Origin of the sequence: Nocardia sp. NPDC056564 (assembly GCF_042793755.1) — a bacterium.
Taxonomy (GTDB): domain Bacteria; phylum Actinomycetota; class Actinomycetes; order Mycobacteriales; family Mycobacteriaceae; genus Nocardia.
On record NZ_JBHTUR010000024.1, the window covers coordinates 79,384 to 106,280 of the forward strand.

Annotated in this window: 25 protein-coding genes and 1 pseudogene; 11 read left to right on the forward strand and 15 right to left on the reverse strand. The window is 68.7% G+C overall.

Annotated elements, in window-relative coordinates; all coding sequences use genetic code 11:
• Positions 1–2: 2 nt before the first annotated feature.
• Positions 3–1,457, reverse strand: a complete 1,455-nt coding sequence (locus tag ACFQ9K_RS39090; protein WP_378721934.1) for a carboxylesterase/lipase family protein — start codon at positions 1,455–1,457, stop codon at positions 3–5.
• A 71-nt stretch (positions 1,458–1,528) separates the two neighbouring features.
• Here ACFQ9K_RS39090 and ACFQ9K_RS39095 point away from each other — a divergent pair, with 71 nt between their 5' ends.
• Positions 1,529–2,110: an NAD-dependent epimerase/dehydratase family protein gene (locus ACFQ9K_RS39095; protein ID WP_378721933.1), complete on the forward strand. Its 582-nt coding sequence runs from the start codon at positions 1,529–1,531 to the stop codon at positions 2,108–2,110.
• 51 nt (positions 2,111–2,161) lie between these two features.
• Here the strand turns inward: ACFQ9K_RS39095 and ACFQ9K_RS39100 are convergent, their stop codons facing one another.
• The 7 genes from ACFQ9K_RS39100 to ACFQ9K_RS39130 form a co-directional block, all read right to left on the reverse strand.
• Positions 2,162–3,154 carry a 1-aminocyclopropane-1-carboxylate deaminase/D-cysteine desulfhydrase gene (locus ACFQ9K_RS39100; protein WP_378721932.1) on the reverse strand — a complete coding sequence of 331 codons (993 nt, stop codon included), beginning with the start codon at positions 3,152–3,154 and terminating at the stop codon, positions 2,162–2,164.
• Between the two features lies 1 nt (position 3,155).
• Positions 3,156–3,782, reverse strand: coding sequence for a QsdR family transcriptional regulator (locus ACFQ9K_RS39105; protein ID WP_378721931.1), 627 nt, complete (start codon positions 3,780–3,782; stop codon positions 3,156–3,158).
• A gap of 35 nt (positions 3,783–3,817) precedes the next feature.
• Positions 3,818–5,614, reverse strand: coding sequence for an acyl-CoA dehydrogenase (locus tag ACFQ9K_RS39110; protein ID WP_378721930.1), 1,797 nt, complete (start codon positions 5,612–5,614; stop codon positions 3,818–3,820).
• A 68-nt stretch (positions 5,615–5,682) separates the two neighbouring features.
• The gene (locus tag ACFQ9K_RS39115) at positions 5,683–6,804 is read right to left on the reverse strand and encodes a CaiB/BaiF CoA transferase family protein (RefSeq protein WP_378721929.1); all 1,122 of its coding nucleotides are present in this window, start codon (positions 6,802–6,804) and stop codon (positions 5,683–5,685) included.
• A 258-nt stretch (positions 6,805–7,062) separates the two neighbouring features.
• Positions 7,063–8,898 (reverse strand): adenylyl-sulfate kinase, encoded by a 1,836-nt coding sequence (cysC, locus tag ACFQ9K_RS39120; protein ID WP_378721928.1) that lies wholly within the window; start codon positions 8,896–8,898, stop codon positions 7,063–7,065.
• Positions 8,898–9,830, reverse strand: coding sequence for a sulfate adenylyltransferase subunit CysD (gene cysD, locus ACFQ9K_RS39125; protein WP_378721927.1), 933 nt, complete (start codon positions 9,828–9,830; stop codon positions 8,898–8,900). Before cysD ends, cysC begins: the two co-directional genes overlap by 1 nt.
• Positions 9,831–9,905: 75 nt before the next feature.
• Entirely contained in the window at positions 9,906–10,802 is an 897-nt protein-coding gene (locus tag ACFQ9K_RS39130) for a helix-turn-helix domain-containing protein (protein WP_378721926.1), read from the reverse strand.
• Positions 10,803–10,893: 91 nt separating this feature from the next.
• Between ACFQ9K_RS39130 and ACFQ9K_RS39135 the strand changes: the two genes are divergently transcribed.
• From ACFQ9K_RS39135 to ACFQ9K_RS39145, 3 genes are read left to right on the forward strand one after another with little or no spacing between them, the layout of a single operon-like run.
• Positions 10,894–12,057, forward strand: a complete 1,164-nt coding sequence (locus ACFQ9K_RS39135; protein ID WP_378721925.1) for a hypothetical protein — start codon at positions 10,894–10,896, stop codon at positions 12,055–12,057.
• Complete coding sequence (locus ACFQ9K_RS39140; protein ID WP_378721924.1) at positions 12,057–12,833, forward strand: SDR family oxidoreductase; 777 nt, start codon at positions 12,057–12,059, stop codon at positions 12,831–12,833. The genes ACFQ9K_RS39135 and ACFQ9K_RS39140 overlap by 1 nt, the downstream gene beginning before the upstream one ends.
• Positions 12,834–12,874: 41 nt before the next feature.
• A complete protein-coding gene (locus ACFQ9K_RS39145) occupies positions 12,875–14,038 on the forward strand; it encodes a sulfotransferase family protein (RefSeq protein WP_378721923.1) in 1,164 nt (387 codons plus the stop codon).
• A gap of 165 nt (positions 14,039–14,203) precedes the next feature.
• Here ACFQ9K_RS39145 and ACFQ9K_RS39150 read toward each other — a convergent pair whose 3' ends face one another.
• Positions 14,204–14,875, reverse strand: a complete 672-nt coding sequence (locus ACFQ9K_RS39150; RefSeq protein ID WP_378721922.1) for a PaaI family thioesterase — start codon at positions 14,873–14,875, stop codon at positions 14,204–14,206.
• Between the two features lie 194 nt (positions 14,876–15,069).
• On the opposite strand from ACFQ9K_RS39150, the gene ACFQ9K_RS39155 reads away from it, so the two are divergent.
• Positions 15,070–15,726 carry an HAD family hydrolase gene (locus tag ACFQ9K_RS39155; RefSeq protein WP_378721921.1) on the forward strand — a complete coding sequence of 219 codons (657 nt, stop codon included), beginning with the start codon at positions 15,070–15,072 and terminating at the stop codon, positions 15,724–15,726.
• A gap of 34 nt (positions 15,727–15,760) precedes the next feature.
• Here ACFQ9K_RS39155 and ACFQ9K_RS39160 read toward each other — a convergent pair whose 3' ends face one another.
• A complete protein-coding gene (locus tag ACFQ9K_RS39160) occupies positions 15,761–16,357 on the reverse strand; it encodes a TetR/AcrR family transcriptional regulator (RefSeq protein ID WP_378721920.1) in 597 nt (198 codons plus the stop codon).
• Positions 16,358–16,378: 21 nt separating this feature from the next.
• On the opposite strand from ACFQ9K_RS39160, the gene ACFQ9K_RS39165 reads away from it, so the two are divergent.
• The 3 genes from ACFQ9K_RS39165 (at position 16,379) to ACFQ9K_RS39175 (ending at position 17,520) form a co-directional block, all read left to right on the forward strand.
• The gene (locus ACFQ9K_RS39165; RefSeq protein ID WP_378721919.1) at positions 16,379–16,747 is read left to right on the forward strand and encodes a hypothetical protein; all 369 of its coding nucleotides are present in this window, start codon (positions 16,379–16,381) and stop codon (positions 16,745–16,747) included.
• Positions 16,744–17,262, forward strand: coding sequence for a hypothetical protein (locus ACFQ9K_RS39170; RefSeq protein ID WP_378721918.1), 519 nt, complete (start codon positions 16,744–16,746; stop codon positions 17,260–17,262). The genes ACFQ9K_RS39165 and ACFQ9K_RS39170 overlap by 4 nt, the downstream gene beginning before the upstream one ends.
• Positions 17,263–17,358: 96 nt before the next feature.
• Positions 17,359–17,520 carry a hypothetical protein gene (locus tag ACFQ9K_RS39175; protein WP_378721917.1) on the forward strand — a complete coding sequence of 54 codons (162 nt, stop codon included), beginning with the start codon at positions 17,359–17,361 and terminating at the stop codon, positions 17,518–17,520.
• Here the strand turns inward: ACFQ9K_RS39175 and ACFQ9K_RS39180 are convergent.
• Positions 17,514–17,987, reverse strand: coding sequence for a hypothetical protein (locus tag ACFQ9K_RS39180; RefSeq protein ID WP_378721916.1), 474 nt, complete (start codon positions 17,985–17,987; stop codon positions 17,514–17,516). The two genes, ACFQ9K_RS39175 and ACFQ9K_RS39180, sit on opposite strands and share 7 nt — an antisense overlap.
• A gap of 57 nt (positions 17,988–18,044) precedes the next feature.
• Between ACFQ9K_RS39180 and ACFQ9K_RS39185 the strand changes: the two genes are divergently transcribed.
• The gene (locus ACFQ9K_RS39185) at positions 18,045–18,380 is read left to right on the forward strand and encodes a hypothetical protein (protein ID WP_378721915.1); all 336 of its coding nucleotides are present in this window, start codon (positions 18,045–18,047) and stop codon (positions 18,378–18,380) included.
• Here ACFQ9K_RS39185 and ACFQ9K_RS39190 read toward each other — a convergent pair whose 3' ends face one another.
• Positions 18,381–19,643, reverse strand: a complete 1,263-nt coding sequence (locus tag ACFQ9K_RS39190; RefSeq protein WP_378721914.1) for an RNA polymerase sigma factor — start codon at positions 19,641–19,643, stop codon at positions 18,381–18,383. It abuts the gene before it with no gap.
• A 13-nt stretch (positions 19,644–19,656) separates the two neighbouring features.
• Entirely contained in the window at positions 19,657–20,007 is a 351-nt protein-coding gene (locus ACFQ9K_RS39195; RefSeq protein WP_378721913.1) for a YciI family protein, read from the reverse strand.
• 281 nt (positions 20,008–20,288) lie between these two features.
• Here ACFQ9K_RS39195 and car point away from each other — a divergent pair, with 281 nt between their 5' ends.
• On the forward strand, positions 20,289–23,804 hold the full coding sequence (gene car, locus ACFQ9K_RS39200; RefSeq protein ID WP_378721912.1) for a carboxylic acid reductase: 3,516 nt from the start codon (positions 20,289–20,291) through the stop codon (positions 23,802–23,804).
• 36 nt (positions 23,805–23,840) lie between these two features.
• Here the strand turns inward: car and ACFQ9K_RS39205 are convergent, their stop codons facing one another.
• Positions 23,841–24,647: an ABC transporter ATP-binding protein gene (locus tag ACFQ9K_RS39205; RefSeq protein WP_378721911.1), complete on the reverse strand. Its 807-nt coding sequence runs from the start codon at positions 24,645–24,647 to the stop codon at positions 23,841–23,843.
• Positions 24,644–25,315 (reverse strand): FadR/GntR family transcriptional regulator, encoded by a 672-nt coding sequence (locus ACFQ9K_RS39210; RefSeq protein WP_378721910.1) that lies wholly within the window; start codon positions 25,313–25,315, stop codon positions 24,644–24,646. The genes ACFQ9K_RS39205 and ACFQ9K_RS39210 overlap by 4 nt, the downstream gene beginning before the upstream one ends.
• Before the next feature lie 241 nt (positions 25,316–25,556).
• Here ACFQ9K_RS39210 and ACFQ9K_RS39215 point away from each other — a divergent pair.
• Positions 25,557–26,882 (forward strand): annotated as a pseudogene (locus tag ACFQ9K_RS39215) (2-isopropylmalate synthase); the annotation flags it as partial.
• Positions 26,883–26,897: the final 15 nt, after the last annotated feature.

The window sequence follows — 26,897 nt, forward strand, 5'->3', positions numbered from 1 at the left end:
GGTCAGGACCAGCGGGCGAGTTCGTCGGGACGCGGATTCGAGATCAGTTGAGAGCGTGGGGTGTTGAAGGTCATTACGGGGCGGTTGGTCGTTTCGTAAGGGGTCCAAGGGGTGCGGCCGTTGGCGAAATCTATCCAGTTGTGGTGCATTTCGGCGGCCAGCGTTTGCGGCGGGGTGCAGGGGCCGAGCATCATCGCGGCGCCTTCGGCGGTCAATGTGTCGAAGACGAAGGCGATTTCGATGGCGTGGCAGGCTCGTAGATCGAGGTGAGTTGTGGGCCAGGCGAATTCGTAGACGTGGGCGGTGGTCGCGGCCTCGGCCAGGCGGGTGGCGGGGACGCGGAAGGCCCAGTCGGTGAGGATGGCGGCCAGGAGGTCGGCGGGAGTCGCGTCGGGGCGGTTGGCCGAATAGGTGTCGGCGACGGCGGGATCGAGGCCGCGGGCGCCGAGCAGGTGGGTCAGGGAGTCTCGGGTGAGGGTCAGGCCAGCGGGGGCGGTGTAGAGGCGGAATTCGTCGGCGGTGGTGCCGATGATGAGCGGGATGTCGTGGGCCGCGCCCGCGGCGATCGCGTCGACGGGCAGGCGGCTGAGGACGTGGTCGTCGATGGTGGGGAGGAAGGCCATCAGCCCCAAACTGGCGGTGAGGGTCGACTGTCCCCAGCGGGCCGGGTCCTGGCGAAGGGTGAAGTCGAGGACGAGGTTTCGTTCCGCTTCGAGCAGAGCCGGGATCGCGGCGTCGGCGGGCGCGGTGTCCAAGCGGCCGGCCAGGTCCGCGGCGACCAGGCGGGCGTCGTCGAGGGTGGCGGCGACGGATCCGTTGCCGCTCTGGCTGATCGCGCGCTGGAACAGGCCGGCGGCCAGGGGAGAGGCGAGCAGCGTGGCCACGCTCATCGCCCCCGCGGATTCGCCGAAGAGGGTGACTCGCGCCGGGTCTCCGCCGAAGGCGGCGATATTGTCGCGGACCCATTCCAGGGCGGCGATCTGGTCGAGAATGCCGCGGTTGGCCGGGGTGCCCTCGAAGGCGGCGAAGCCGATGGCGCCCAACCGATAGTTGAGGCTCACGAGTACGACGCCGTCCCGGGCGAACGCATGCCCGTTGTACACCGAGACCGCGCTGGAACCGACGCGGAACGCCCCGCCGTGGATCCAGACCATGACCGGCAGTCCCGAGGCGGTCGGATCGGGCGTCCACACATTGAGGTTGAGGAACTCGGCCCCCGCGACGATCGGGTTGTGCAGGATCGACCGCAGCGGGTCCGGATAGCCCATCTGCGGTGCGGTCGGCCCGAATCGAGTGGCGTCGCGCTCGTCGTCCCAGGTGGGCGCCGGGCCGGGCGCTTGGAACAGCGCCGCCCCCAATGGCGCTGCCGCATAAGGTATTCCGAGGAAGGCGTGCACGGATCCGGTAACGCTGCCGCGCACCCTGCCCTGGGTCAGGTCCACTGATGACGTGCGCATGCGGGTTCCTCACAAATCGCCGACGACACCTTGAAACGTCTCATACCCGGACGGCTCACTAGGGTGGAATGATGCGGATCTTTCTGGCCGGTGCGACCGGTGTGATCGGAACACGGTTGGTCCCGCTGCTGATCGAGGCGGGACACGAGGTCGCGGGCATGACCCGATCGGCGACCAAGGCGGATCGGGTGCGCGACGCCGGGGCGCTCCCGGTGATCTGCGATGTCTACGACCTGGACGCGCTGACCGCGGCCGTCGCCGATTTCCGTCCCGACATGGTCATGCATCAGCTGACCGACCTCCCCGACGACGTCGCGCGGCTGCCCGAGGCGGCGAAGGCGAACTCGCGCATCCGCACCGAGGGCACGCGCAACCTCATCGCCGCCGCCCGCTCCGCCGGCGCGAAGCGTTTCCTCGCGCAGAGCATCGCGTGGGAACCCGCGGGCGGGGCCCAGGTCATCCAGGACCATGACGCCGCCGTCCTGGACATCGACGGCGTCGTGGTGAAGTACGGCCAGTTCTACGGTCCCGGAACCTATTACGAGACCGAGCTGCCCGCTCATCCGCGCGTGCACGTGGACGACGCCGCGGCCCGGACGATTCCACTGCTGGACGCGTCCCCGGGCGTAGTCATCATCGCCGACACCGCTTAACCGTGCGACAACGCGGCCGGGTATAGGTCGCAGGTCGGTGTCAGCGGCGAGTTATCGAGGGCCGTAGGTATTGAGGAAGAGCACCGGGCCCGCGCCGAAGGTGCCGGCCGTGTCGAGGTGCAGGGCCGCCGCCAATGCCTTGGCGGTGTACACGGTTTCGAGGTGGAGTGCGTCCTGTGCCGCGAGCGACTGCGCCTCGCGTGCGGCGGGAGTGGCGTGTCCGTAGCCGGGGCCGAGCCAGTCCGTGGTGATGGTGAGGTCGTCCGCCCGCAGGCCGGTCGGCTCGAATCGCGCACCGCGCGAACGCAACAGCCGTTCCGCCCGCGAAGCCAGCCGGACGATGTGGGGTGCGTCGAGGGGGAGGGCGTCGTTGACGACGACCCCGACGACCCGGGTGCGCAGCCCGGCCAGCCGCAGTCCGAGCGCCAAACCCGCCGCAGTGCCGCCGGACCCGACCGCGGTGACGAGATGGCTGGGCTCGGGCAGCACGCCCGCGGCGACCTGATCGGCCAATTCGAGTGCGCCCTCGACATAACCGAGCGCGCCGAGCGGCGACGAGCCGCCTACCGGCAGAAAGTACGGTCGTTCGCGCCCGACCTTGTGCCGCAGGTAGAGCCAGGGTGCGGTCACCATGGTTCGCCGCTTGGTATGGGTGAGATGCACTGCCGCGCCGGACTTCTCCAGTCGCCGCAGCTGCGCGCGAACATGGTCGTCCAGCGGCTGGTCGACCAGCGTGAGGATGGTCGAGATGCCCTGCTCACGCCCGTAGAGCGCGGTGGCGAGCCCCCAGTTGGTGCCGGTGCCGCCGATGGTGAGGATGGTGCGGGCGCCGCGCCGATGTGCCTCGGGCAGTAGCCATTCCAGCTTGCGGACCTTGTTGCCGCCCCAGCCGCCGTCGCCGTAGCCGCTGTCGTCCTTGCACCACAGCGCGGCCGCGGTGCCGACGTCCATGCGGCGGATCGGGGTGGGCGCGGTGCCGAGGCGCAGATACGGCAGGGTGTCGGCGAGGTCTGGAAAACGCTTGTGCAGCAATGAGTCCGACATGTCAGCTTCCGGTGGGAGGTCTCGTGATCGCCTCGGGGATGCCGAGCAGTGCGGCCTGCACCTCGTGCAGCCGGTCGACATCCCCTCGGATGCCTGCGACATTATCGTTGTACAGGAAGGCCTCGCCCAGCCGGACCAGGGTGTAGGCGAGCAGGTCCGGTTCGACCGGCGGCCGGTAGCCGTCCTCGCGTTCGGCGCGGGCGATGAGCTCGCGCACGGTGGTGACCACCAGCGGCTGGACCGGCCCGTCGCTCGCGGTGAGAATGCGCAGCCCGGCCAGCGGCTCGTTCTCGAAGTAGCGCCGGAACGGGACGTTGTCGGTCATCCAGCGATTGACCCGGTAGAGCACGTCCAGGATGCGCCGGGCGCCCGTGGAGCGCCGCTTGGCGTCGGCGCGGGTGAGCAGCGCGGCGAACTCGCCGGCCAGCACCGTGCCGAGCACGCCCTCGCGCGAGCCGAACCAGCGGTAGACCGAGGCGCGGCTGAGCCCGAGCTGCGCCGCGATGGCCTGGATGTCCACCCGCTCGCCGGCCAGGAACGCCTGGCGGGCGAGGTCGATGACCTCCTCCCTGGTCGCCGACGCCGGTCGGCCTGGCGGGCGGGTGGTTCGCTGGTTGGGGGTGGTCATCGAAAAATGGTACATCCTTGCCGATGTGTACCGAATCAGAACCAGGCGTCGCGCATGTCCAGGGTAGTGGTGTCGAGGCGGGCGAGCAGGTCCAACGCCGGTGCCGTCTTGGGCAATTCGAAGCGGTAGAAGTACCGGGCCGCGTGCCGTTTGCCGTCGTAGAAATCGCCGGTGTGGCCCTCGGCGGCCAATAGCTGCTCCAGCCAGATCCAGGCCAGCACGATGTGGCCGAAGGCCTCCAGATAGACCGAGCTGTTGGCCAGCGCGGCCTCGAAGTCGCCGGTCGCGAACAGCCCCGAGGTCACCTCGACCAGGCGCTGCCAGGACGAATCCAGTTGCGCCGCAAGCTCGGCCGCCTCGCCGCCGGCGGTGCGCGCCGCCGCCACCGTGCCCTGCACCCGGTCGTTCAACGCGAGCAGGCTGGCGCCGTTCTGCTGGGTTACCTTGCGCCCGAGCAGGTCCAGGCCCTGGATGCCGTGGGTGCCCTCGTGGATGGGGTTGAGCCGGTTGTCCCGGTAGTGCTGTTCGACGTTGTACTCGCGGGTGTAGCCGTAACCGCCGAGCACCTGAATGGCGAGGTTGTTCGCCTCCAGGCACCATTGCGACGGCCAGCTCTTGGCGATCGGCGTGAGGATGTCGAGCAGCAGCGTGAGCGCCCGCTTCTCGTCCGCCGAATCGGCGGTCTGCTGCTCGTCGACCAGCCGCGCGCAGTAGAGCACCAGCGCCAGCGCGCCCTCGGTATAGGCCTTCTGCGCCAGCAGCATTCGCTTGACGTCGGCGTGCTCGATGATCGGCCGCTGCGGTGCGGTCGGATCGGCGGGCAGCTTGGCCCGCCCCTGCGCGCGGGTGCGGGCGTAGTCGAGGGATTCGAGGTAGCCGGTGTAGCCGAGCGCCGAGGCGACCATGCCGACGCCGATGCGCGCCTCGTTCATCATGTGGAACATGTAGCTGAGCCCGCGGTGCGGCTCGCCGACCAGGTAGCCGACCGCGCCCGCGGCGCCGCCGGGCGTCCAGCGGCCCTCGCCGAAGTTGAGCACGGTGTTGACCGTGCCGCGGAAGCCCATCTTGTGATTGAGCCCGGCCAGCGCGACGTCGTTGCGTTCGCCGACCGTGCCGTCGTCCTCGACCAGGAACCGCGGCACGACGAACAGGGAGATGCCCTTGGTGCCCGCCGGGCCGCCGGGGATCTTCGCGAGCACCAGGTGCACGATGTTCTCGCCGAGCTCGTGATCGCCGCCGGAGATCCACATCTTCGTGCCGAACAGCCGGTAGGTGCCGTCGTCCCCGGGCTCGGCCCGGGTGACGATGTCGGCCAGCGAGGAGCCGGCCTGCGGCTCGGACAGGCACATGGTGCCGAAGAACCGGCCATCGAGCATCGGCCGGACGAACCGATCGGTGAACTCCGGACCGGTATGGGCGAGCAGGAGATTCGCGTTCGCCACGGTAAGGAACGAGTAGCCGGAGGTGCCGGGGTTGGCCGCCTGGAACCACGCGTAGCTCGCCTGCGCGACGGTGACCGGCAGCTGCGCGCCGCCGAGTTCGTAATCCATTGCCGCGGCGGGCAATCCGGCCTTGGCGAAGGCGGCCAGCGCGGTCGCCACCTCGGGGATGATGGTGACCCGTTCGCCGTCGAAGGTCGGCTCGTTCGCGTCGTTGAGCTTGTTGTGCGGCGCGAAGTACTTGGTGGCCAGCTGCTCGCTGAGCTCGAGCATCGCGTCGAAGGTCTCGCGCGAATGATCGGCGTAGCGCTCACGTTTGATGAGCTGCTCGACGTTCAGCCACTCGTACAGCAGGAAGTCGAGATCGCGCCGGGAAAGCAGCGTGGAACGCATCAGCCGTCCTTTCGAGACATGTGCCATCCACTGTATCTTACGCGGAGCGGCTGCGCCTCGGCGTCGGCTCAGCTGGTCACGCGGTCGATCTGTGCGGCCGCAACGCCCCAGCCGGACAGCAGCTTTCGGACCTGTTCCGGGTCGGACGCGAGCGGGGCCGGGGTATCGACCGGGGTGCGGTCGAAGCGCGGCGCGGGCGCGGGCTGGAGCACGCCGTCGACCTCGATGAAGGCGTTGCGGGCCCGGTTGTGCGGGTGCTCGTGCGCCTCCCACGGGCTCAGCACCGGGGCGACGCAGGCGTCGGAGCCGGTGAACACCTCGGCCCATTCGTCGCGGGTGCGCTCCTTGAACTTGGCGCCGAGCACCTCCTTCAGTCGCGGCCAGCCGTTCTTGTCCAGCTGAAACGGCAGATCGGGGTCGTCGATGCCGAGAATGGCGAGCATCTGGTCGTAGAACGGGATCTCCACGCAGCCGACCGCGAGAAACTTGCCGTCCGCGCATTCGTAGGTGTCGTAGAACGGCGCGCCGCCGTCGAGCATGTTCTCCCCGCGCGGGAAGTTCCACAGCCCGAGGTGGTGCAGGCCGTGCATGGACGCGGTGAACAGCGCGGAACCGTCCACCATGGCCGCGTCGACCACCTGCCCCCGGCCGGAGCGTTCGCGCTCGTAGAGTGCGCCGAGCACGCCGACCGCGAGCAGCAGGCCGCCGCCGGCGAAGTCGCCGAGCATGTTCGCGGGCGGCACCGGCGGTTCGCCGGCCCGGCCGACCAGGCCGAGCGCGCCGGAGATCGCGATGTAGTCGATGTCGTGGCCCGCGGTGTGCGCCAGCGGACCCTGCTGGCCCCAGCCGGTCATCCGGCCGTAGATCAGCCGCGGGTTGCGGGCCGCGAGGTCGACGGGGCCGAAGCCGAGGCGCTCGGCGACGCCGGGCCGGAACCCCTCGATGAGCACGTCCGCGTGCTCGGTGAGCGCGAGCAGCGCCTCCCGATCGGCCGGCTGCTTGAGATCCAGTGTGATGCTGTGCTTTCCGCGATCGAGCGGGCCCGGGGGCGAGACGATGCCCGCGCCGGGCGCGCCGCCGCGGTCGACGCGCAGCACCTCGGCGCCGAGATCGGCCAGGATCATCGCGCCGAACGGACCGGGCGCGAGACTGGCGATCTCGATGACTTTCACTCCGTGCAGTGGTCCCATGTCTCCGCTCTCTGTCGTCCTCGACGAGGGCACGCGGCCACGGCCGAACCCCGCCCGTCCGGATCGGTGCCCCGAGGCTAAGCCCGCCAGGGCAGTGCCGCCAATGACCATCCCGCTCGATAAGACATGACCGTAGCGCTCAGGTCCGGTCGGCAGCCGGCAGGCGATGGGCGTGTGCGACCGCCGCCGCCTCGGTGCGCGAGGCGACGGGTGTACGGCGCGCCCGCGTTCGATTCGCTGCCCGCCCCTTCGGCCGTTTCAGTCCAGGCCGGAGAGCCGGGCGAGGATGGCGGCCGCCATCGCCGCCGGGTCGCCGTCGTCCGGATGCAGGACGAGTTCGGCCTCGGTGGGGGCCTCGTAGGGGTCGTCGATGCCGGTGAAGCCGCGGATCTCGCCGGCCCGGGCCTTGGCGTACATGCCCTTCGGGTCGCGGGATTCGCAGATCTCCAGTGGCGTGTCGACGAAGACCTCGACGAACGGGATGCCTGCCGTCAGGTGTGCCGCGCGGACCCGATCCCGATCGGCCTGGTACGGACTGATCAGCGAAACCACCGCCACCACACCGGCTTCGGCGAACAGCCGAGCGACTTCGCCGACGCGGCGGACGTTCTCGACCCGGTCCTCGGCGCTGAAGCCGAGGTCGGCGTTGAGTCCGTGCCGTAGGTTGTCGCCGTCGAGCAGGAAGGCCGGGCGGCCCGCCGCCACCAGCCGGCGTTCGAGTTCGACCGCGACGGTGGACTTTCCGGAGCCGGACAGCCCGGTCAGCCAGACGGTGAGCCCGCGGGTCGCGCGCTCGTCCCGCCCGACCGCGGTGGAATGCCAGACCACCCGCGAGGACGGCAGGCTCGGCCCGGTGATCATGCCCGCGCCGACGGTGTTGTTGGTGGTGTCGTCGACCAGGATGAAGCTGCCGGTGAACCGGTTGCGGCGATACGGATCGAACAGCAGCGGCTGCCGGGTGCGCAGCTGAACGCGGCCGATCTCGTTGAGCGACAACGATTCCGCGTGCTCGTCCCGGTGCAGGGTGTTGACGTCGAGCCGGTAGTCCAGGGTGCGCACCTCCGCGGTGGCGGTGCGGGTGGTGTGCCGGATGGTGTAGGTCGAGCCGGGGGTGAGCTGGGATTCGTCGGCGAACCAGCAGACCATCGCGTCGAGATCGCGTCCCGCGGTGGGCCGGTTGTTCGGCCTGCAGATCAGGTCGCCGCGGGACACGTCCAGGTGATCGGCCAGCTGCATGGTGACCGCCTGCGGCGGAAAGGCTTCCGCGACGGGCTTGCCGCCCGGACCCCAGATCGCCTCGACCGTGGTGGTGAATCCCGAGGGGAGCACGGCCACTTCGTCGCCGGGCTTGAACACCCCGCCGACCACCGTGCCCGCGTAGCCCCGGAAATCCTGGGCGTGGCTGCGGGTTACGTACTGCACCGGGAATCGCGCGTCGATCAGGTTGCGGTCCGAGGCGATGTGCACCTCTTCGAGATGGTGCAGCAGGGGAGTGCCCTCGTACCACGGCATGCTTGCCCCTCGGTGCACGATGTTCTCGCCGGCCAGCGCGGACATCGGCACGAAGGTCAGGTCGAAGATGTCGAGTTTCGAGGCGAACTGAGCGAATTCGGTGCGGATCTCCTCGAATCGGGCCTGCGACCAGTCGACCAGGTCCATCTTGTTCACACACAGCACCAGGTGCGGAATGCCGAGCAGGCTGGCCAGGAACGCGTGCCTGCGGGTCTGCTCCACCACGCCCTTGCGGGCGTCGACCAGGATCAGCGCCAGGTCGGCGGTGGACGCGCCGGTCACCATGTTCCGGGTGTACTGGATGTGGCCGGGGGTGTCGGCGATGATGAATTTGCGCCGGGGCGTGGCGAAATAGCGGTGCGCCACGTCGATGGTGATGCCCTGTTCGCGTTCGGCGCGCAGGCCGTCGGTGAGCAGGGCCAGGTTCGGGTAGTCGTCGCCGCGGTCGCGGCTGGTCCGCTCCACCGCGGCGAGCTGGTCGGTGAAGATCGTCTTGGAATCGAAGAGCAGGCGCCCGATGAGGGTGGACTTGCCGTCGTCGACGCTGCCCGCCGTGGCGAGGCGCAGCAGGGTTGCGGTCATCAGAAGTAGCCCTCTCGTTTGCGATCTTCCATGCCCGCCTCCGAGATTCGATCGTCGGCGCGGGTCGCGCCCCGCTCGGTGACCCGGGCCGCGGCCACCTCGGTGACCACCTCGGCGGGGGTGGCCGCGGTCGACTCCACGCAGCCGGTGCAGGTGGCATCGCCGACCGTGCGGAACCGCACCGTCGTCTCGTGCGGTTCCTCGCCGGCGAGCAATTCCAGAAAGCGCGTGTGCGCCAGCAGCATTCCGTCGCGCTGCACCACCGGCCTGCGGTGCGCGTAGTAGAGCGGCGGCAGGTCGATGCCCTCGGCGGCGATATAGGTCCAGATGTCGAGCTCGGTCCAGTTGGACAGCGGGAACACCCGAATGTGTTCGCCCGCACGGTGTCTGCCGTTGTAGAGGTTCCACAGCTCGGGTCGTTGACTGCGCGGATCCCACTGGCCGTACTCGTCGCGGAAGCTGAAGACGCGTTCCTTGGCCCGCGCCTTCTCCTCGTCCCGGCGCGCACCGCCGAACACCGCGTCGAAATTGCCCTCGTGGATCGACCGCAGCAGCGTGGCGGTCTGCAACCGGTTGCGCGAGGAGCGCGGACCGGTCTCCTCGACGACGCGGCCCGCGTCGATGTCGTCCTGCACGCTGCCGACCACCAGTCGTAGCCCGAACCGCGCGACGGTCTCGTCGCGGAAGGCGATCACCTCATCGAAGTTGTGCCCGGTGTCGATGTGCAGCACCGGAAATGGCAGCGGCGCCGGCCAGAAGGCCTTGGCCGCCAGGTGCAGCATCACCACCGAGTCCTTGCCGCCGGAGAACAGCAACACCGGGCGCTCGAAGGTTGCCGCGACTTCTCGGAAAATATGTGCCGACTCGGCCTCGAGCGCGTCCAGATGAGGCAGCTCGTAGGTGCTCGCCGTCGACTTCGCGTACTGGCTCACACCGCAAAACTAGAACACGTTTCGATTGTTGGCAACAGGTCGTGCCATGCCGGAATCGGCGAACGGCCGCGGGGGTCAATTCCAGGATGACTGCCGCGGCGGACGATTGCCACCCGAGGCGGTGGTCACGGCGTCCGCGGCCGCGACCAGAGCCGTTCCGCGCCGGTCGATTTCGGCGCCGGTGATGGACTTGCCGACGTACATGGTCAGCACCATGTTCTGCCTGCCGTCGCCGCCGTAGGTCGGCGCGGCCAGCAGGCTCACCGGATGTTCCTTGCGCGGGCGCAGATCCGTGCCGAGGTACACCCGCTCGCCCAGGCTCGTGACCAGCTCGCCGACCAGTTCGCGCAGGTCGTCGGGCAGATCGCGGGCGGCGAAACCGGCGAGCATCGAATACAGCCTGCGGCCCGCGGCGGTGAGGCTCTCCACCAGGTAACCGCGCTCGCGGCATTCGGCGACGATCTGCCGCAACCGCGCCTCGTCCTGCTGCAGCGGCACGGTCGCCGGCTTGGCCAGCCAGGCGTCGAACGCCGCGTCGGTGTCCCACAGCACGTACATCAGTCCGACCGGAGGCGCGAAGTGGTAGGCCGCACCCACCTTGACCAGGCCCGGCCCGGTGCTCTCCAGCACCATGATCTGCTCGCCGACCACGGCGGACGCGGTGCAGGTCGTGCGGTAGCGCGCGGTGAGTTTCTCCAGTTCGGCGCGGGCGAGGGCGGATATCGCGAAGCTGTCCTGGGCGACTCGGCCCGCGGCGATGAGGGCCGGGCCGAGGCCATAGGTGCGCGTATCGGCGTCGCGGACCAGGTAGCCGCCCGCGGTGAGCTCGGTGAGAATGCCGAGACAGGTCGGTTTCGCCAGGTCGAGGGCGCGGGCCAGCTCGGACAGGCCGTAACGCTTGCCGCGCTGCTCGACCAGGAAATCCAATACCTGAACCACCCGCACGGTCGGTGCGGATCTACGGGCGACCATTGACCACTCCTAGAACACGTTCTAATCTTGCCTCAGACGAAATGTACCAGACTGGTACGTATTTGGAACACCGCGAGTCAATGGAGACCTTTTGCTGACACAGCCGTTCGCGGACGCCATCGCCGCCGCCGAGCAGATCATCACCGAGGCGGCGCACATCCGCACCGAACAGGACCTCGTCGAGGGCTACGACTACCTGGCGGGCAGCATTCGCGCGGCCTTGCAGATGGCGTGGGCCTACGAGCGGGACTTCCCGTTCTTCGTCCAGTCCACCGGGCCGTACACCAAGATGGGCCTGGACAACCCGGACACCCTCTACTTCCACTCCTACCTGCGACCGGACGCGGAATACGTGGTCACCGGAAAACGTGGCAGCACAAGGGATCTGAGCTTCCAGGTGCTCAACGGCAACTACTCGCCGGTGGACGTGCCGGACAGTCAGACCGCGTTCGACGACCGTTCCCTGGAGATCGGGCCGGACGGGTCCTACGAGCTGCGGCTCGGACCGGGCGAAGCGCGTCCCGGTTACGTCCAGCTCGCTCCGGACTCGGCCATGCTGGTGGTCCGTGAGGTCTACAGCGACTGGGCCACCGAGCGGCCCGGCACGATCCGGATCGCGCGGGTCGACCGCGTCGGCGACGCGCCGCCGCCGCTGACCAAGGACCTGCTGACCAAGCGGTACGGCGTCGCGGGCAAGATGCTCATCTCCCGGTTGCAGACCTTCCTGGCCTTCCCGAACTGGTTCTATCTGAACCTGCCGGTGAACACGATGACCGAACCCCGGTCCACGCCGGGCGGTCTCACCACCCAGTTCTCCTCGGCCGGCCATTACGAGCTGGCCGACGATCAGGCGATGATCATCACGGTGCCGAAATCCGATGCGCCGTACCAGGGTTTCCAGCTCGGCAGCATGTGGTACCTGTCGCTGGACTACATCAACCATCAGACCAGCCTCACCGCCGACCAGGCGCGGGTGGATCCAGACGGGATGATCCGCCTGGTGGTGAGCGAGCGAAATCCGGGTCTGGCCAACTGGATCGAACGCACCGGCCACGATCGCGGGTACCTGCAGTTCCGCTGGCAGCGGCTGGCCCGCGACATGAAACCCGAAGACGGCCCGACCGTCGAGGTGGTGCCGGTCGACGAACTGGCGCAGCGACTTCCGTTCCACGATCAGGCGGGCGTCACGCCGGAACAATGGCGCGCACGAATCGCGGCACGGCAGGCTGCCGTCGCGGAAAGGATGCTCGGCTGATGTTGTTGCAGGACAAAGTTGTAGTGGTCTCCGGGGTCGGTCCCGGACTCGGTCGCGCCATCGCGGTGCAGAGCGCCAAGGCGGGCGCCGACGTGGTGCTCGCGTCGCGTACCGAATCGCGGCTCACCGAGGTGGCCAAGGAAATCACCGAGCTGGGCCGGCGCGCGGTGGTGGTGCCGACCGACATCAACGACGAGGCCGCCGCCGTCCATCTGGTCGAGGCCGCGCAGAGCGCGTTCGGGCGGGTCGACACCCTGGTCAACAACGCGTTCGCGATTCCGCCGATCACCGATCTCGCCGAGGTCGACCTCGATCAGGTGCGTGCCGGATTCGAGACCAACGTGCTTGCGGCGCTGCGGTTGACCCGGCTGTTCATCCCCGCGCTCGACGAGTCCAACGGCTCGGTCGTGATGATCAATTCGGCGGTGCTGCGGCACTCCCGGCGCACCTTCGGCCCCTACAAGATGGCCAAGGCCAGCCTGCTCGCCCTGGCCCAGAGCCTGGCCACCGAGCTCGGCCCGCGCGGCATCCGGGTGAATACCATCGCCCCCGGCTACATCTGGGCCGACAACCTGAAGTGGTACTTCAACTATCTCGCCGAACAGCGCGGCATCACCGCCGACGAGGTCTACGCCGAGACGGCGAAGACCATCGATCTGCGCAAGCTGCCCGAACCCGACGAGATCGCCGACGCGGTCGTGTTCTTCGCCTCGCCGATGGCGCGCGCGATCACCGGCGCGTGCCTGGACGTCAACGGCGGCGAATACCACCACTGATCGGGTGCGGCTGTCTCGCACCACTACTGAGGAGATGAACGTTGATCGGTAGGGACGATGTCGGGTCCATCGATGATCTGCACGCCTCGGCGACCAAGGTCGTCGGGCTGACCGATTTCGGTGCCGACGACTACCGCACCGGGCTCGAAGTGCTGCTCGAGTCCTATGCCAAGGACGCGGAGCTGACGCCGTTCGGCAACAAGGTGAACCGCGCGTTCCTGCGCGGGGCCCTGATCGCCCGGTTGCTCAGCGAGGCCGCGTGGCAACGCTTTCCGGAGCACGCCGAGGTGGCGATCGAACGGCCGATCTTCGTGACTGGCCTGCCGCGCTCCGGTACGACCGCGGTGCACCGGCTGCTCAATGCCGATCCGGCGCACCAGGGTCTGGAGATGTGGCTCACCGAGATGCCGCAGCCGCGGCCGCCCCGGGAGACCTGGGCGAGCAATCCGGTGTATCAGCGGATCGAGGCGGCGTTCGAGCAGCATCATGTGGATCACCCCGAATTCATGGGGGTGCATCATATTTCCGCCGACCAGGTGGAGGAGTGCTGGCAGCTGCTGCGGCAGTCGGCCATGTCGGTGTCCTACGAGTGCCTCGGGTATCTGCCGACCTACTCCGAGTGGCTGCGCGAGCAGGACTGGACCGACGCCTATCGCCGGCATCGGCGCAACCTGCAACTGATCGGGTTGCCCGACGCCGGGCGGCGCTGGGTGTTGAAGAACCCCAGCCATTTGTTCGCACTCGATGCCATTTTCGAGGTGTATCCGGACGCGCTCGTCATCCAGATGCACCGGGACCCGCGCACCATCATCGCCTCGGTGTGCAGTCTCAACGAGCAGGCGTCGGCCGGGTGGTCGGACAAGTTCCGCGGGCCGGTGGTCGGCGCCGCGCAGTTGGATCTGTGGGCACGGGGCGCGGATCGGTTCCTGGCGGACCGCAAGCGGCACAATGCGGCTCAGTTCTGCGATGTCGACTATGACGACTTCGTCGCGGATCCGATCGCGACGGTCGAATCGATCTACCGGCACTTCGAGCTGCCGTTGACCGCGGAGGCGACGTCGGCGATGACGGCGCTGCATGCGGAAAGCACCTCCGGGGCGGCACGTCCCGCGCATCGCTACACGCTCGCGGACTTCGGGCTTACCGCGGATCAGGTCGACGAGCGGTTCGCGGAGTATCGGGCGGCGCACTTCCCCGGGCGCTGAGTGCGGGTGCCGGGCTTGGCAATTCATGCAGGCGTGCAGTCGGTGCGGTAATCGAGCCCGCGGGGCGGCTTCGGTCGCCGCGCGGGCGCGATCGCGAAATGGGTTGGATGCCGGAGCATCTCGTGCATGGATGCGGAGTGTGCAATTCCGCGGTGGTTCGGCGGGTTACGGCTGACCCGGCTTGAGCACGACGAACAGGGCGTTGGCTTCGGCGCAGAGGCGGTCGCCGTCGTGCAGGGTGGCGCGGACGTAGATCTTGCGGCCCTCGCGGCGTTCGGCCCAGGCGCGCACCTTCAGCTCGGTGTGCAACGGAGTGATGGAACGGTAGTCGACGGTGAGCGACGCGGTGCGGGTCACCTCGCCCGCGTAGACCGCCGCGGCCATGCCGAGGATGTCGTCGAAGCCGACCGCGACAACGCCACCGTGCGCGGCGTTGTTGCCGCCGAGGTGGAAGGTGCGGAAGGTGATGCGGGCGTCGACGCCGTCGCGGCCGACATGATCGAAGACGAACGGCGGCAGCGTGATGTTGCCCCGGCCGGGCAGATCGTGCCTGGTCCAGTTCGGGGTGGACCACTCGTCCACCTTCGCGGCGTCCAGCTTGTCGTTGAGCTGCTTGAGCAGGCCGATCGCCTCCACCGCCAATTCGTCGGAGGGGGAGGACAGGCGCACGCGGTCCATCAGCCCGCGCACCTGCTCGATGTATTCACCGTAGTGCGGTCCGCCGCGGGTGATGTCGACATTCTGCTCTTGTGCGTTGATCAGCTCGCTCATCGGCCGGAACGCGCCCTCGTGGTGCTCCTTGCTCGGCAGCGAGTCACCGGCCTGTTGTTCGTTCATGCAGAACACGTTATAGGTTGCCCGCCGGGTGCTCACGTCGTGGGCGGCCGGACCGAACGCGACGCGCCCGAGGTGGCCTAGGCTGGTTCGTGATCAACGATCGCGGTTACTCGGGGAGGAACCAGACGGGTGGCGGCGATGACCGGCCGCCACCCCGCGCACTGACCGGCTAGGCGGCGAAAGGCATTGGGCAGATGGGTATCACGGCGGTTGTCTTCGACATGGACGGCGTACTGATCGACTCCGAGCCGGTGTGGGAACAGGTGCGCCGCGACTATGTGGCGGAGCGGGGCGGGCGATGGCTGCCCGACGCGCAGCAACGGCTGATGGGTATGAGCACCCGCGAATGGTCGGAGTATCTGAGTACCGACCTCGGCGTCGACGCCGCGCCGGAGACGGTGGCGCGGGAGGTGATCGAGCGGATGGCCGCGCACTACGACCGCGAGGTCCCGCTGCTGCCCGGCGCGGTCGACGCGGTGCAGCGGTTGAGCGAGCAGTGGCCGCTCGGCGTGGCCAGCTCGTCCCCGCGGGCCCTGATCGACGCGGTACTCGGCCGCACCGGCCTGATCGAATTCTTCAACGTCACCTTCTCGACCGAAGAGGTCGACCGCGGCAAACCGGCCCCCGACGTCTACGTGGCCGTGGCCGCCTTCCTGCGCCAGCGCCCCACCGACTGCGCCGCGGTGGAAGATTCCAGCAACGGACTGCGCTCCGCCCATGCCGCGGGCATGCGCGTTATCGCCGCCCCTCGGCCCGAATACCCGCCGGCCGCCGACGCGCTGGCGCTGGCCACCCACGTCATCACCGACCTCACCGAACTCACGCCGACCCTCGTCAGCGAACCCGCCTGACCGCCGCAGGGGGTGGTGCCCGAGGACGCCATGGTCAGGGTCCGGTCGTGCGGTAAGAGCTCAGCAGGGTGCGGGCGGCCTCGGGGAGGTCGGTGTCGAGCCAGGCGGGGAGGGTGGGGGCGTGGCGGCGGAGGGTGGCGTAGGGGAGGTCCACTACCACTCGGCTGATCGCATCCAGTTCGCGTGTGCCCGCGCGGCCGAAGAGGTCGGTGGCGAGGCGGCGGAGGTGCGCGATCAAGGGTTCGTTCATGGTGGCGAGGCGGGTGCGGAAGTCGTCGTCGGGGCCGCCGTCGAGCAGGTCGCGGAAGCGGACGTTCAGCAGAAGTCGTGCGTCGTCGGGGAATTCGCGGCCGAAGGCGAGCGCGGCGCGGACCATCGCGACGCCGGCCTCGACCGGATCGGGGTCGCCGGCGGCGACGAGCACTCCGCTCTGGAACCGTTCGAGGGCGCGGAGCCAGGCGGCGGTCAGCACGCCGTTGCGGTTGCCGAAACGGTGGTACAGCGTGCCGACCGGCGCGCCGCTGGCCTCGGCGATGGCCGCCACGCTGGCCGCGCGCGGCCCGTCGGCGAGCACCAGGGCGCGCGCTGCGTCGAGGATCACGTCGGTGTCGTGCTTGCGGGGAGGAGCCATGTACTAGTACGTTCCTTCTATATGGAGCGTTTGTCCTATATTGATGAGCATGCCAGATCGATCGACGCGAATCGCGATCGGGCCTGGACGGCACTGCTCAAAGTTATCTGCAAAGACCCGGCGGATCCGGCCACGGTGCCGGCCGGCTTCGTGCTCGACGAAGCGCAGGCCCCCGCACGGCTGGCGCTGAAGGGGCGGCACTGGTTCTCGGTCTACGCCCTGGTCTTCGAACTCGACGACGAAGGCGCGAACCGAACCCGCGTCCGCGCCAAGTCCTGGGGGAATTTCCCTGGGCCGCACGGCAAGATCTACCGGGCCCTGGTCATCGGCAGCGGCGGCCACAAGATCGTGGTGCGCCGGCTGCTCCGTCAGATCGCCGCCGCCGCATGATCACCGGACTGGTCTGGGGCGCCACCCCCGCCGAGTGCGCCGCCCCGATGCCGTGTGACGACCTGAGACCCGATGGGCTGCAAGTGGATCGCGCCATCACCATCGATGCCCCACCCCGCCTGGTCTATGCCTGGCTGTGCCAATTACGGGTGGCGCCCTACAGTTACGACCTCCTCGATCGCTGGGGCCGCCCCAGTCCGCGACATCGAGACCAGCTGCTCGTCGAACTCGAACTGGGTCAACGTTTCATGGGGCAGTTCGACCTGGCCTCCTTCGAGCGAAACCGGCACATCACCCTGTCCATCAAGCGAGTCGCGGTCACCTACGCGGTGCACCCCGCCGGGTCCGGTACCCGCCTCGTCGTCCGGGCGCGAATGAAGGCCCCACGCGTAGTGGGACATCCGCTGGCGATCGGCGACCTGATCATGATGCGCAAACAACTGCTGACCCTGAAAGAGCTGGCCGAGACCGAGCATCACGCCGCGCCGATCGAATCAGACGTTTCCATCCGGTAGCGGAGAATCGGGTCGCGCTTGCGCACGCACGACATTTCGGCAAATTGTGTGCTAACGGCGGCGCTGCGGGTCTTCGGACCGGTCATGCTGGGCGGTATGGACTTCATGAAACCAGCTGAACAACTGTTAGCGCAGGTTGCGGCCAGGTTCGGCTCCGCTGAGGCCTTTCTGGAGAAGCTGGCGGACGTGCGCGCGCAGGCGATGGACGACACCGTCGAGATGCCGCGTGTCGCCGGTGGGTTGCCCACTATTTACTGAAGCTGGTGAAGTTCGGCTACATCGAACTTCCACAACTCGAACCCCTCGGGCACGTCGTCGCCCACCGAGATCCGGTCGTGCGCCCACCTGCCCGCCAGCGCGTGCCGGTCGGCGCCACCCTCGGCGGTGAGGATCGGCAGGGGGTGGATGCGGCGACGCAGCGCGTTCTCCCGCACGGTCGCCTTGTCCACGTAACCGAGTTGATCGTGGTTGACGATGTAGCGCCCGGTGCAGCCGTGTTCCGGCGGAATCAGCGGCGCGACGGAAGCGGCGGCGGCATACAGGTTTTCCCGCCCGATCCGCTGCTCGGCCCACACCACGCGGGCGGGCGTGGTCAGCAGCCGCTCGATGCCCTGAACGAGGTGATGGCCGATCCACGCGTGTTCCTCGAGCTGGGTGTCCGGCTCCACATAGCCGATCAGCCGGTGGTCGTCGTCCAGGAGCACTGCTCGATAGAACTGCCGCACGTGGTCGGATTCCTTTCGGAGGTAAGCGATTTCGTAGCATGCTCACACGCGATTGCGGTGCGGCGATTACCGTCGCGTTACAACCGGACTCGAGCGCTGCCCGCGAACGTGAACGGCGGGCGGATCATCGTCGACGAGGTCTTCCTCGGCGGCGCCTCGGCGCAGCGGCGATGGCAGCAGGCCGTGGCCGGATTGAGCGTGCTGTGGGTCGGCGTCCGCTGCGCCGGTGCGGTCGCCGCCGGCCGCGAGGTCGCCCGCGGTGACCGCATCCCGGGCGTGGCCGCCGCGCAGGCGGAGGCGGTTCACCACGGCATGGTCTACGACCTGGAGGTGGGCACCACCCGCACCGAGTCCTTGGCCTGCGCTCGGGTAATCGCGGCGCACGTCAGGTGATTACCGACCGTCCTGCGCGCGGCCGAGCAGCAGTGCGCGCTCGGCCTCGTTCGCGGTGCGGTCGGCGGCGCGGAGAAACTCGCGCCGCGCTTCTTCGGCGCGGCCGAGCTGGGCGAGCAGGTCGCCGCGCACCGCGTAGTACAGGTGGTAGGTGTCCAGCGTGCCCGCGAGGGCGTCGACCAGGTCGAGCCCGGCGACCGGGCCGTGCACCTTGCTCACCGCCACCGCACGATTGAGTTCCACGATGGGGGACGGGAAGCGTTCGGCGAGAACGGCATACAGGCCGGCGATGCGCCGCCAATCGGTGTCGCGCTCGGTTGCCGCCATGGCGTGCACGGCGGCGATCGCGGCCTGCAACGCATAGCTGCCGGGCAGCAGGTCGCGGTCCCTGGCGACCGCGCCGGCCCGGGCCAACGCCGCGAATCCGTGCCGGATCAGCAGGCGGTCCCACCGCGACCTGTTCTGATCGGCAAGCAGCACAATATCTTTCGCTGGTCCGGTGCGCGCGGGCAGCCGCGAAGCCTGCAGGTGCAGCAGCGCGGCCAGCCCGTGCACCTCGGGCTCGGCGGGCAGCAACTCGGCCAGGATGCGGATGAGGCGTAACGCGTCCTGGCACAGTTCGATCCGCATCCAGTCCGCGCCCGCGGTCGCCGTATACCCCTCGTTGAAAATCGCATAGACGACCGCGAGCACGGAGCCGAGCCGCGCGGTCAGCTCGGCGCCCTCCGGCACCTCGTAGGCCACCTGTTTCGCCGCGATGGTCCGTTTCGCTCGCACGATGCGCTGCGCCACAGTCGATTCCGGGACGACGCAGGCGCGGGCGATCTCCTCGGTGGTCAAACCGCCGAGCAGCCGCAGCGTCAGCGCCACCCTGGCCTGCTCGGACAGCACCGGATGACAGGCGGTGAACATCATCCGGAGCAGATCGTCCTCGACCGCGCCGCCGGGTTCGGGATCCGCGGGCGGCTCGGTCACCAGGGCGTGGCCGAGCACCGCCAGTTTGCGGGTGAAGTTCTGCGCGCGGCGGATCCGGTCGATCGCCCGGTGCTTGGCGGTGAGCATCAGCCAGCCGCCCGGATTCGGCGGCACGCCGTCGCGCGGCCACTGTTCCAGCGCCGCGACCAGCGCGTCCTGAGCCAGTTCCTCGGCGGTGTCGATATCGCCGACGATGCGGGTGAGCCCAGCGACCAGCCGCGGCCATTCCATCCGCCAGACCGTCTCCACGGCGCGGTGGGTCTGTTCCGGCGACCGGTCGGGGCTCATCCGCGGCGCCCGATCAGGCCGGCTCGTCGATCTGCCGGATCTCGACGTCGATATCCCACTCCGGCCCGTGCACACCGAGGAACCGCGAGGTCCACTCGATCGCCTCGTCTTTCGACTTGGTCTGCAGGATGCAGTAGCCGCCGACGACCTCCTTGGACTCGGTGAACGGGCCGTCCAGCACGGTCTGCTTGCCGCCGGTCTGGCTGATCCTGGTCGCCTCGGTGACCGGGCGCAGGCCGTTAGTGTCGAGCAGCACGCCCGCCTTGGTCATCTCCTCGATCACCTTGCCGACCTGCTCGAACAGCGCCTCGTCCGGCTCCGGCGCGGTGGTCGGGTCGACGTGGATCAACATCATGTAGCGCATCTGCGGTCCTTTGCTCGTCGTCGTCAAGATCGGTCGATCCTCACCTCACTGCATCGAACGGCGGACACCCGGATCGACATCTCGCCGAGGATTCTCCTCGAATTTCTTTCCGGGCGGCCCCGACGACGCGATTCGCGTTGCCCCGCCGCGCTGTTCACAGCAGACTCCCAGCCAACAAAGACGTTAGTTTTGCTAAGGTAATAACGGCGGGCGAGTATCGCGCCGCCGAGTTTCTACCTGATCCCGTCAAGTTTTTGCTGGTCGTGGAGGTGGACCTACTTATGTCGATTGATTCCCGTGACGAGCGGCTCGCACGCCGCATCGCAGATCTACGCGCCACTGACGCACAGTTCGTCAGCGCGCTGCCCGACGAGACGGTGACCGCGGCACTCGAGCAACCGGGCCTGCGACTGTCGCAGCTGGTGCGTACCGCGCTGACCGGATACGCGGACCGCCCCGCACTCGGCCAACGCGCCGTGCGGTTTATCGAAGACAAGGCGACTGGGCGCGTCGCCACCGAACTGCTGCCCAATTTCGACACCATCACCTACGGCGAGTTGTCGGATCGCATCGACGCCTTCGCGGGTGCGCTGGGCGATGTGGTGCGGCCCGGCGACCGCGTCTGCATCCTGGGCTTCAGCAGCGTCGACTACACCACGGTCGACCTGGCCCTGATCCCGCTCGGCGCGGTGTCGGTTCCGCTGCAGACCAGCGCGCCGGTCACCCAGCTGCGCCCGATCGTGGCGGAGACCGAACCGCGGGTAATCGCCTCGAGCATCGACTATCTCGCCGACGCCGTCGAATTGGCACTGGCCACCGCGCCGGAACGGCTGGTCGTGTTCGACTATCGCCCACAGGTGGACGAGCAGCGCGAGGCGTTCGAAGCGGCCAGAGCGCGGCTTGCCGAAGCAGGCAGCCCGGCGGTGCCGGAAAGCCTCGCCGACCTGCTCGACCGTGGAAACGGTTTGCACACAGCGGATTTCGTGCCCGATGAGACCGATCCGTTGACCCTGTTGATCTACACCTCCGGCAGCACCGGCGCACCCAAGGGCGCCATGTACACCGAACGACTGGTGGCCAACTTCTGGCGCAAGTCGACCAAAGCGGCCTGGGGACAGGAGAGTTCGACCCCGGCCATCACGCTCAACTTCATGCCGATGAGCCACGTCATGGGCCGCGCCGTCCTGTACTGGACGCTCGGCACCGGTGGCACCGCGTATTTCGCCGCCAGGAGCGATCTTTCGACGCTGCTGGAGGATCTCGCCCTGGTGCGGCCGACCCAGTTGAACTTCGTGCCGCGGATCTGGGACATGCTGTTCCAGGAGTTCCACAGCGAGCTGGATCGGCGCTGCGCCGACGGCGCCGACCGGGCGGAGCTGGCCGCCGAGGTAATGGCCGAGCAGCGGCGGTCGCTGCTCGGCGGCCGGTTCGTCACGGCGCTGACCGGTTCCGCGCCGATCTCACCGGAGCTGCGCGCGTTCGTCGAAACCTATCTCGATCTGCATCTACTGGAGGGTTACGGCTCGACCGAGTCCGGCGCGGTGCTCATCGACGGGCAGGTGCGCCGCCCGCCGGTCACCGACTACAAGCTGGTCGACGTGCCCGAACTCGGCTACTTCCGCACCGACCGGCCGCATCCGCGCGGCGAGCTGCTGGTCAAGTCGACCGACATGTTCCCCGGCTATTACAAGCGGGCCGAGGTGACCGCGAGCGTGTTCGACGCGGACGGGTACTACCGGACCGGCGATATCGTCGCCGAGCTCGGCCCGGACGAGCTGGTCTACCTCGATCGGCGCAACAACGTGCAGAAGCTGTCGCAGGGCGAGTTCGTCACGGTGTCGACGCTGGAGGCGGTGTTCGACAGTAGCCCGGTGGTGCGGCAGATCTACATCTACGGAAACAGTGCTCGTGCTTACCTTTTGGCGGTCGTCGTGCCGACGCCGGAAGCGTCGGCACGCACCGGCGGCGACGTCGAGGCGCTGACTTCGCTGATCAGCGACTCGTTGCAGGAGGTCGCGCGCGCCGCCGAATTGCAGTCCTACGAGATCCCGCGCGGGCTGCTCATCGAGACCACGCCGTTCACGCTGGAGAACGGCCTGCTCACCGGCATCCGCAAGCTGGCACGGCCGAAACTCAAGGAGCACTACGGCGATCGGCTGGAACAGCTCTACCGCGAGCTGGCCGAGGGCCAGGCCGACGAGCTGCGCACGCTGCGCCGCGACGGCGCCGATCGGCCAGTGCTGGAGACGGTCAGCCGGGCGGCCGGCGCGCTGCTCGGTGCGTCGACCGCGGATCGGCGGCCCGACGCGCACTTCACCGACCTCGGTGGAGATTCGTTGTCCGCGTTGACCTTCGCCAATCTGCTGCACGAGATCTACGACCTGGACGTGCCGGTTGGCGTCATCGTCAGCCCGGCGACCGACCTCCAGGCCATCGCCGACTACATCGAGGCGGAACGGACCGGCGGCTCGAAGCGGGCCACGTTCGCCACGGTGCACGGCCGCGACGCCACCGTGGCGCACGCCGCCGATCTCCCCCTGGACAAGTTCATCGACGCCGAAACACTCGCCGCCGCAGCGGCATTGCCGCGACCGAGCGCCGAGGTGCGGACGGTTCTGCTGACCGGCGCGAGCGGCTTCCTCGGCCGCTATCTGGCGCTGGAGTGGCTCGAGCGCCTGTCCCTGGTCGGCGGCAAGCTGATCTGCCTGGTGCGGGCCAAGGACGACGCCGCGGCCCGGGCCCGGTTGGACCGGACCTTCGACGGCGGTGACCCGGAGTTGTTGCGGCACTACCGAAATCTGGCCGCCGATCATCTCGAGGTCATCGCCGGGGACAAGGGCGAGGCCGACCTCGGTCTCGATCGGCAGACCTGGCGGCGGCTGGCCGACACGGTCGACGTGATCGTCGATCCCGCGGCCCTGGTCAACCATGTCCTGCCGTACAGCCAGCTGTTCGGGCCGAACGTGGCTGGCACCGCGGAGCTGATCCGGCTCGCGCTCACCACGAGGCTGAAGCCGTTCACCTACGTGTCGACCATCGGAGTCGGCGCGCAGATCGAGCCGTCGGCGTTCACCGAGGACGCGGACATCCGGGTGGCCAGCCCGGCCCGCACGGTCGACGACAGCTACGCCAACGGCTACGGCAACAGCAAGTGGGCGGGCGAGGTGCTGCTGCGGCAGGCCAACGACCTGTGCGGACTGCCGGTCGCGGTCTTCCGCTGCGACATGATCCTGGTCGGCGCCAGGTATGCGGGCCAGCTCAACCTGCCGGACATGTTCACCCGGATGATGCTCAGCCTGGTCGCCACCGGCATCGCACCCGGCTCCTTCTACGAGACCGACGCGGACGGCAACCGGCAGCGGGCGCACTACGACGGCCTGCCCGTCGACTTCATCGCCGAGGCCATCACCACCCTCGGCGAGCAGGTGACCGAGGGGTTCGAGACCTATCACGTGATGAACCCGTACGACGACGGGATCGGCCTGGACGAGTTCGTCGACTGGCTGATCGACGCGGGCTACTCGATCCAGCGGATCGCCGAATACGACGACTGGCTGCGCAGATTCGAGACCGCGCTGCGGGCGCTGCCGGAACAGCAGCGGCACCATTCGCTGCTACCGCTGCTGCACAACTATCAGCGACCCGAGCGGCCGATCCGTGGCTCGTTCGCGCCCACCGAACGATTCCACGCCGCGGTGCAGGAGGCGAAGGTCGGCCAGGACAAGGACATTCCGCATGTCACCCCGCCGATCATCGTCAAGTACAGCACCAACCTGAAGCTGCGCGGACTGCTCTGAACCCGGAACCCGGTGCGGCCCAGCGCCGTACCGGGCTCAGGTGGGCCAGGCGGGGGTCGTGTGCGCGGCGCGGGCGCTCCAGCGACCGTCGTAGCGCACCTCGACGGGGTGTGCGAAGGCGGCCGTGACGTTGTCGGTGGTGAGCGTTTCCCTGGCCGGCCCGGCGGCGACGGTGTGGCCGTCGGCGATGAGCAGCGCGTGCGTCGTGGTACTCGGGAGCTCCTCGAGGTGATGGGTGACCAGCACCGACGCGACCTCCGGGTGGGTGTCGCCGAGGGTGTCGATGGTCTCCAGGAGTTGTTCGCGCGCAGCGAGATCCAGTCCGGTGGAGGGCTCGTCGAACAGCAGCAGCCGCGGTTCGCCGATGAGCGCGCGGGCGATCAGGGTGCGTCCGCGCTCGCCCTGGGAGAGGGTGTTCCAGGTGTTGCCGGCCTTGCCGGTGAGGCCGACGGTATCGATCATCGCGTCGGCGCGGACGAGCTGATCCGGCGTCGGCGTCCAGCGCATCGGCGTATCGATGGTCGCGGTGATCCCGGTCAGCACGACCTCGCGGATGGTCAGCGGGTATTGCAGCGGATGCCGCGGATTCACCTGGCCGATCGAGTGGCGCAGGCGTTGCAGTTCCACGCGGCCGAGCTGCTCGCCGAGCACCCGGACCGTGCCCGTGGTGGGAAACGTGACCGCGCCGCAGAAGCCGAGCAGGGTGCTCTTGCCCGCGCCGTTGGGACCGAGCAACGCCCAGTGCTCGCCGGCGCGCACGGTGAGCGAGATGCCGTTGATGATCTTCTTGCCCTCGCGGCGGAACGTCACGTCCGTCAGCTCGAGCACCGGCGTTCCGGTCACGTGAATGCCTCCTTCAATGCGGTGAGATGGGAGCGGCTGAGTTCGGCCGCGGCCGTGGCGTTTCGGGCGACGATCGCGTCGAGCAGCAGTTCGTGCGCGGCGTGGTCGGCGCGCTCGGACGGGACGGGGCGAATCGTCAGCATGTCGATCATGGCCAGGCGCAGCCGGGGGAGGAACGTGTCGAACAGCTGGACCAGCACCTCGTTGTGCGCCGCGACCAGCACCGCGCGATGGAAGGCCATGTCCGCGTCGACGTGCTCGGCCACCGGCTCGCCGTGCGCCTCGCGGGCGAGCAGGGTGGAGCGGAGGATGCGCAGGTCGGCACGGGTGCGCCGGTGCGCGGCCAGGGCCGCCGCCTCGGCCTCGATGGCGATTCGCGCCTCGATCACCGAGGCGATGGTGGCGCGGCGCAGCACCGCGTCCCAGTCGTCCCGCGCGTCCAGCGCCGTGACGAACACGCCCGCGCCCTGACGGCTGTCCAGCACGCCCTTGCCCGCGAGCTCGCGGATCGCCTCGCGCAGCGTCGAGCGGCCGACCCCGAGCTGCGCGGCCAGCGTCGTCTCCCCGGGCAGCCGGTGCCCGAGCGGCCACTCACCCGCCTTGATGCGGGTCATCAGCAGCTCGGCCGCCTGCGCGGCCAGCGGATGCCTGCGTACCTGCGAGACCATCGCAACCTCTCTACTTGTCTGAGGAGTTGTGTATAGTCTAGCCATCATGCGCACCATGCTTCTGCTTAGCCGCCACGGCGGGGCCTGACCGATCGGCCCCCCGCCGTGGGGCTCGGTCGTGGCCGGTCACCTCTGTTTCGTGACGACCAGAAGGCACCGCATGTCATTCCCGACGATCAACACTCCCGCCGGCGCGATCCCCGGCGACGCACAGGCCTGGAACCCGCAGCGGCACTCCCAGATGCCCTCGCACCGCTACCGATCCGTCTACGATCGGGTGGAAGTGCCGCTCACCGACCGTGATTGGCCGAACGCCCGCATCACCGCAGCGCCACTGTGGGTTCCGGTCGACCTGCGCGACGGCAACCAGGCCCTCGCCGAACCCATGGACCCCGAACGCAAGCGCCGCTTCTTCGAGCTGATGGTGGCCATGGGCTACAAGGAGATCGAGGTCGGCTACCCGTCCGCCTCGCAGACCGACTTCGACTTCGTCCGGCTGATCGCCGAGACCGGCCTCGCGCCCGACGACGTCACCATCGTCGTATTCACCCCCGCCAGAACAGATCTCATCGAACGCACCGTCGAATCGGTGCGCGGACTGCGCAGGGTCGTCATCCACATGTACGCCGCTACCGCACCCACCTGGCGAAACACCGTGCTGGGCAAGGACCGTGCCGCGCTGCGCGAGCTGATCCTGGCCGGCGGCCGCGCCATCCTGGAACGCACCGCCGGGCTGCCGGACGTGCGGTTCCAATTCTCGCCCGAGGTGTTCAACCTGACCGAACCCGACTACGTACTGGACCTGTGCGACCGGATGACCACGCTGTGGGACGCCACCCCGGAACGACCGGTCACCCTGAATCTGCCTGCCACGGTGGAGGTCGCGACGCCGAACGTCTACGCGGACCAGATCGAATACATGCACCGCAACCTGGCCCGCCGGGACAGCGTCATCCTGTCCGTGCACCCGCACAACGACCGCGGCACCGGCATCGCCGCCGCCGAACTCGCGATGCTGGCCGGCGCGCAACGCGTCGAGGGCTGCCTCTTCGGCAACGGCGAACGCACCGGCAACGTGGATCTGGCCACGCTGGCGCTGAATCTGCATGCGCAGGGCGTGGATCCGATGATCGACTTCGCCGACGTCGACGAGATCCGCCGAACGGTCGAGTATTGCACCCGCATGCCGGTGGCCGAACGTCATCCGTACGTGGGCGATCTGGTGCACACCGCGTTCTCCGGCACGCATCAGGACGCGATCAACAAGGGCATGGCCGCGCACCGCGCACGGGCCGCGCGCACGGGAACCCCGGAACGGCAACTGGATTGGCGGGTGCCGTATCTGCCGATCGACCCGGCCGACCTCGGTCGCACCTATGACGCGGTCATCCGGGTCAACTCGCAGTCGGGCAAGGGCGGCATCGCCTATCTGCTGAAGACCGAGTTCGGCATCGACCTGCCCCGGCATCAGCAGATCGAGTTCGCCGGGCACGTGCAGGCGCACACCGACGCGACCGGCCGGGAGATCACCGCCGCCGAGCTGCGCGAGCTGTTCGAGGCGGTCTATCCGACCACGCCCGCG